Raw genomic sequence first — 6,504 nt, forward strand, 5'->3', positions numbered from 1 at the left:
TTAGAGGCTGAGGAGGAAGAAAATTGTTGGTTTTGATTATTAAAAAATAACATTTCTTTTTCCTCGTTTCGTGTACTTTGATTTTTATTAGAATACCATTAGAAGAATTAGATTGCAACTACTTTTTTTGCTTAGCTTCTCGTTCTTCTGCCCATTTTTGATCACGTTCGAGTATCTCTTTTAAATATTTACCAGTGTAGCTTCCCTTTACTTCTGCTACTTGCTCTGGAGTGCCAGTGGCAACAACATTACCTCCACCAGCTCCTCCTTCAGGGCCGAGATCAATTAACCAGTCCGCTGATTTTACAACGTCTAAATCATGTTCAATTACTAAAACAGTATTTCCAGCATCGACTAATCGTTGAAGGACTGCTAATAAGCGTTTGATATCGTCCATGTGCAATCCCGTAGTCGGCTCATCCAAAATATAAAAACTCTTCCCGTGAGATTGCCGGTGAAGTTCAGCTGCTAATTTCATTCGTTGAGCTTCTCCACCTGACAGAGTAGTGGCTGGTTGGCCAAGGTGAACATAACCCAGCCCAACGTCTTCAATAGTTTGCAGTTTGCGCTTAATTTTTGGAATCGCACTAAAGAATTCAAGAGCCTCCGAAACAGTCATATTAAGAACCTCAGCAATATTCTTGCCTTTGTATTCAACTTCAAGCGTTTCAGAATTATAACGTGTTCCATGACAAACTTCACATGGCACATAAACATCTGGCAAGAAGTTCATCTCGATTTTAATAATTCCGTCTCCACGGCAGGCTTCACAGCGCCCACCCTTAACATTAAAGCTAAAACGCCCCTTAGTATACCCACGCATTTTAGCTTGATTGGTTTGGGCAAATAATTCACGGATATCATCAAAGACTCCTGTATAAGTTGCAGGGTTGCTTCGTGGAGTACGACCAATTGGCGATTGATCAATATTGATAACTTTCTCAATATCTTCAACCCCACTAATCGACTTATACTTACCAGGTTTTGCTGAATTATTATTCAATTTTTGTGCCAAGACCCTTTTGAGAATCATATTAACAAGGGTTGACTTTCCTGAACCAGAAACCCCCGTTACGCAAATAAACTCACCAAGCGGAAAATCAACTGTAATATCCTTTAAGTTATTTTCCGCCGCTCCTGTAATAGTAATTTTCTTACCGTTACCTCCTCGACGCTCTTGAGGTACTGGAATAAATTTTTTCCCTGATAAGTATTGGCCAGTTAATGATTTCCGTGATCGCATAATTTGCTTAGGAGTTCCGGCTGCCATCACTTGGCCTCCATTTTCACCAGCTCCAGGGCCAATATCGACAATGTAATCGGCTGCACGCATGGTATCTTCATCATGTTCTACAACAACAAGTGTATTGCCAAGATCACGCATAGCCTTTAACGACTCAATCAAACGGTCATTATCTCGTTGATGAAGGCCAATTGACGGTTCATCAAGAACATACATTACTCCTGATAAATTAGAACCAATTTGGGTTGCTAACCGAATCCGCTGAGCTTCTCCTCCTGAAAGAGTTCGAGCTGAACGACTTAAAGTTAAGTATTCAACTCCAACATTTTTCATAAAGGTTAATCGATCAATGATTTCTTTTAAAATCGGCTTAGCAATTTCATTTTTTTGTGCAGAAAGTTTGATGTTCTTGAAGAATTCAAGAGAATCACTAATTGGTAAAGCAGAAACTTCACCGATATTTCGCCCATCAATCTTTACTGCTAAGGCTCGCTGATTTAACCGATAACCATGACAAATCGGACATGGAAGCTCAGTCATATACTTTCTCATTTGTTCCCTTGTAAAATCTGAGTTAGTCTCCCGGTATCGTCGACTGATATTATTGATGACACCTTCAAATGGCACATCGACATCCCGAATGCCTCCAAAGTCATTTTCATAATGGAAGTGGAATGGTGTTTCACCATTACCGTACAAAATCTGTTGCTGTTGCTTTTTTGACAACTTATTGAACGGCGTATCCATATCAATGCCAACCGACTTGCAGAATTGTTCCAACATTTGTGGATAGTATTGCGATGAGATTGGATTCCAAGGAACAATTGCACCTTCTTTTAAGGTTTTTGTTTGGTCAGGAACCACTAAATCAATATCTACTTCAAGTTTTAGTCCTAAGCCTTCACACTCTGGACAAGCACCAGTAGGAGCATTGAAGGAGAATAGCCGTGGCTCTAATTCACCAACTGTAAAACCACAAATGGGACAAGCATATTGTTCAGAAAATGGAATTGGATCTCCCCCAATCACATCAGCAATCGCATAACCATCGCTTAAGCGGAGAGCTGATTCAAAGGAGTCAAATAGCCGCGACCTAATCCCCTCTTTAATGATGATTCGATCAATCACAACATTGACTGTATGTTTTTTATTTTTATCTAGCTCTGGGACTGAATCTAGGTCATAAGTTTCGCCATCTACTTGAATCCGGACAAATCCTTCACGCTTAATTGCCTCAAAGACTTTCTTTTGTGTTCCCTTTTTATCGCGAACAACTGGTGAAAGAATTTGCAGGCGTGTCCGTTCAGGCAACTCTAGTACCCGATCCACCATTTGTTCTGGTGACTGACTAGTAATTGGAATATTATCGTTCGGACAAATTGGTGTACCAACCCGTGCCCATAGTAAGCGGAGAAAATCGTTAATTTCAGTCACGGTTCCGACCGTTGAACGCGGATTATGGGATGTTGTTTTTTGGTCAATTGAAATTGCCGGAGATAATCCGTCAATTGAATCTACATCTGGCTTATCCATCTGGCCCAAAAATTGCCGCGCATAAGCCGATAAACTTTCCACGTAGCGTCGTTGTCCTTCTGCATATAATGTGTCAAAAGCCAAAGAACTCTTTCCAGAACCTGATAGACCAGTTACAACGACTAACTTGTTTTTCGGAATAGTAATATCAATATTTTTTAGGTTATGAGCCCGTGCCCCATGAATTATGATCTTATCATTTGCCACGAAATAACCCCTCCTCTATTTTTTTACTTTTGTCTTTAGTTCCATTATCGTATCACGAAGCGTAGCAGCCTGTTCAAAGTCAAGACGTTTAGCAGCAGAGCGCATTTGCTCTGTTAATTCATCTAGCATCTTTGCTTGAGCCTCTTTATCCAGTTTTGCAAAATCTTTGTCAGTAAATTCAGCACTATTATCTGCTTCAGTTTCATCCGTTGCTTTCTTAGTAACAGTAATTGCTTCTTGAATTGGCTTAATGATTGTGTGCGGTGTAATGTGATGTTCTTCATTGTATTTCATCTGAATCGTCCGCCGCCGCTTTGTTTCATCCATTGCTTTTTGCATTGAGTCAGTGACGGTATCAGCATACATAATTACTGCTCCGTTTTCATTCCGAGCGGCCCGACCAATCGTCTGGATAAGTGAACGTTCATTACGTAAAAAGCCTTCTTTATCAGCATCAAGAATGGCAACTAAGGATACTTCTGGAACATCTAATCCTTCCCGCAAGAGATTAATTCCAACAAGAACATCAAACTTGCCAAGACGAAGATCCCGAATGATTTGTGTTCGTTCAAGGGTCTTAATATCACTATGAAGGTATTTGACCTTTAACCCCATATCCTTTAGATAATCAGTAAGGTCTTCGGACATCTTCTTCGTCAGGGTCGTAACAAAAACACGTTCATTTTTCTCAATACGTTTGTTAATTTCACCAACTAGGTCATCAATCTGTCCCATTACTGGGCGCACTTCGACTGTTGGGTCAAGCAACCCAGTCGGTCGAATAATTTGCTGAGCAACGTGGTCTGTCTGTTCCATTTCATATGGGCCTGGAGTTGCAGACATATATACAACTTGATTAACATGTTGTTCAAATTCTGGTAGTTTTAATGGTCGATTATCAAGCGCACTTGGTAAACGAAATCCATAATCAATTAACATTTGTTTCCGTGCCCGGTCACCATTGTACATTCCTCGGACTTGCGGCATGGTTTGGTGAGACTCATCAACAACTAATAAGAAATCTTTAGGGAAGAAGTCTAATAAGGTATAAGGGGGTTCACCAGGCTTTCGGCCATCCATATAACGCGAATAATTCTCAATTCCATTGGTGTAACCCATCTCTCGCATCATTTCAATATCATAAGTTGTTCGTTGCTGAATCCGCTCTGCTTCAAGAAGCTTTCCCTCATCAGTAAACTTCTTTACCTGTTTCTTCATATCAGCTTCTATTTGTGGCAACGCCCGATCCATGACTTCTTCATTAGTCATAAAGTGCGTAGCTGGAAAGATAGATACATGATCCCGGTCACCAATCACCTCGCCTGTCAACGCATCAACTTCACGAATCCGATCAATTTCATCCCCGAAGAATTCAATTCGCAATGCCCGTTCATCACGCGACGCCGGAAAGATTTCAACTACATCACCACGAACGCGAAAACGTCCCCGTTGAAAATCAATATCATTGCGATCGAATTGAATATTAACCAGTTCGGTCAACAATCGATCACGTTCAATCTCTTGACCAACACGCAAAGAAAGGACGCTATTTTGGTATTCGCGAGGATCCCCTAATCCAAAAATACTAGAAACAGAGGCAACGACAATTACATCATTTCGTTCCAACAAGGAAGTGGTGGCAGAGTGCCGAAGCTTATCAATTTCATCATTAATTGACGCATCTTTTTCAATATAGGTATCACTAGACGGAACATATGCTTCTGGTTGATAGTAGTCATAGTAGGAAACAAAATATTCAACCGCGTTATGAGGGAAGAATTTTTTCATTTCACCATAGAGTTGCCCAGCTAAAGTCTTATTATGTGAAAGAATCAAGGTTGGCTTATTAACGTTGGCAATCACATTTGAGATCGTAAATGTTTTCCCAGTTCCGGTTGCTCCTAATAAGATTTGAGCTTTTTCACCATCTTTAATCCCCTTTGTCAATTGATTAATTGCTTGGGGCTGATCGCCGGTTGGTTTGTACTCCGATACTAGTTCAAATTTTTTATCTGGTTGCCGGTAAATCAAAAGAAATTCCTCCCTTACGTCGCAGTTAAATAAAATAAAGTGGAATCGCAACTTCATAAATTACCGCATCCCACTTATCACTAACTATTTATTATTTACTGTTATTAGTTTATCACCCAAACATGTATTCGTCTATAAATTTACAGTAAAAAAGTGAGTAGAAAACAATCTCTCCAAACAAGGCCATTTTCACCCACTTCTTCAAATAATTTTATTTATCATTTAATTATGCCGAAAGTAACCAAAGTAAAATTGTAAGCCCGCGGCAACAACATTAATCCAATTTAAACAAATAAACCATGGAACAAGATTAGCATTATCAAAATGGGTTACTCCATAAAATACGGAAAAACCACCAATAATCGCAATAAGATTAAGCCAGGCACAGAGACGGCGCATTACAATGTCTCTTGGTCGACTCAATTCCCAGATAATATCAACGATTAACCATAATACTAAAATTGCAAATGTTCCTGCAAATAAACTTGGTGTCATCCTTGCCGCCTCCCTTTACCTTATTAGTTTTTACCTTCTACTTCTATTATAAGAAAGCGTTTGCAAAAATCAACTATTTGATAAAAGGACGCCTAAAAGCATAAATTATTGTTGAATAATTTGCGTAGTAATAATCGCTAATTGGTTTTTCGCATTACCATCTGCATTATCTTTTAATAATTCTGGCAAAATCTTCTTAAGGAAATACTGGACACTAGCCATATCACGAAAATCCATAATAGCTGTCAAGCTTGACTTATAAATATCCATATAAACCGGTTCAGGATTACCCTTTTGTATTTCACCAAATGATTCATACATAAGATCAATCTTGTCAGCAACTGCGAGAATTTTACCTTCTAAAGTATCATCTTTTCCTTCTGCAAATCGTCGTTCATAAGCTGCCCGGAACTCAGCCGGAATTTCAGATTGAATAAAGTTTTCTGTTAATGATTTATCAACCCGTGCCAGCATTGAGCGTAATTCAGGGGTAGCATACTTTACCGGCGTTTTGATGTCACCAATAAAACGTTCCGTATAGTCATGATTAAGGGCTTTTTCATATAAAGAACGCCAATCGATTTCATTTCCGGCTTGTTCTTCAATATCACCAAGCATTTGTGCTGCTTGCGTTACTTTAAAGGAATGGGCAGCCACATTGTGTTCTTCAAATTTAAAATATCCTGGAGCACGGTTGATCATTTCAAGGTCACTTAAACTTTTCAGATATTCATGCATTCCCATGATGAATTCCTCCCCAAAAATAATTAATTTGTACAATCATACAATTTTTTGGCGAAATTTCAAGAAAGGCGAGTGAAATTAATCTCATTGACAAGGCAAAGATAGCTCCGCGATATCGTATATAAATCGAGTAGGAGATAATTGATTATTTCAATTATCGACCTCTCACACCACCGTACGTACGGTTCCGTATACGGCGGTTCGACAACTTAATCACATTGAATTGACTGGAGCGTCTTGGACATATTCAT

General features: G+C 39.3%; 4 protein-coding genes. All 4 read right to left on the bottom strand.

The window, feature by feature from the left end:
• Positions 1-118: 118 nt before the first annotated feature.
• The 4 genes from uvrA to CBG10_RS03540 all read right to left on the bottom strand — a co-directional run bounded on the left by uvrA (position 119) and on the right by CBG10_RS03540 (position 6,253).
• Positions 119-2,983: an excinuclease ABC subunit UvrA gene (gene uvrA / locus CBG10_RS03525; protein ID WP_094511674.1), complete on the bottom strand. Its 2,865-nt coding sequence runs from the start codon at positions 2,981-2,983 to the stop codon at positions 119-121.
• 15 nt (positions 2,984-2,998) lie between these two features.
• On the bottom strand, positions 2,999-5,014 hold the full coding sequence (uvrB, locus tag CBG10_RS03530; RefSeq protein ID WP_143452351.1) for an excinuclease ABC subunit UvrB: 2,016 nt from the start codon (positions 5,012-5,014) through the stop codon (positions 2,999-3,001).
• Between the two features lie 222 nt (positions 5,015-5,236).
• Positions 5,237-5,509, bottom strand: a complete 273-nt coding sequence (locus CBG10_RS03535) for a hypothetical protein (protein ID WP_003670446.1) — start codon at positions 5,507-5,509, stop codon at positions 5,237-5,239.
• Between the two features lie 105 nt (positions 5,510-5,614).
• Positions 5,615-6,253 carry a YfbR-like 5'-deoxynucleotidase gene (locus tag CBG10_RS03540; RefSeq protein WP_003666416.1) on the bottom strand — a complete coding sequence of 213 codons (639 nt, stop codon included), beginning with the start codon at positions 6,251-6,253 and terminating at the stop codon, positions 5,615-5,617.
• Between the last annotated feature and the right edge of the window lie 251 nt (positions 6,254-6,504).

Origin of the sequence: Limosilactobacillus reuteri, assembly GCF_002254085.1 — a bacterium.
In the GTDB taxonomy this organism is placed as follows: Bacteria; Bacillota; Bacilli; order Lactobacillales; family Lactobacillaceae; genus Limosilactobacillus; species Limosilactobacillus reuteri_K.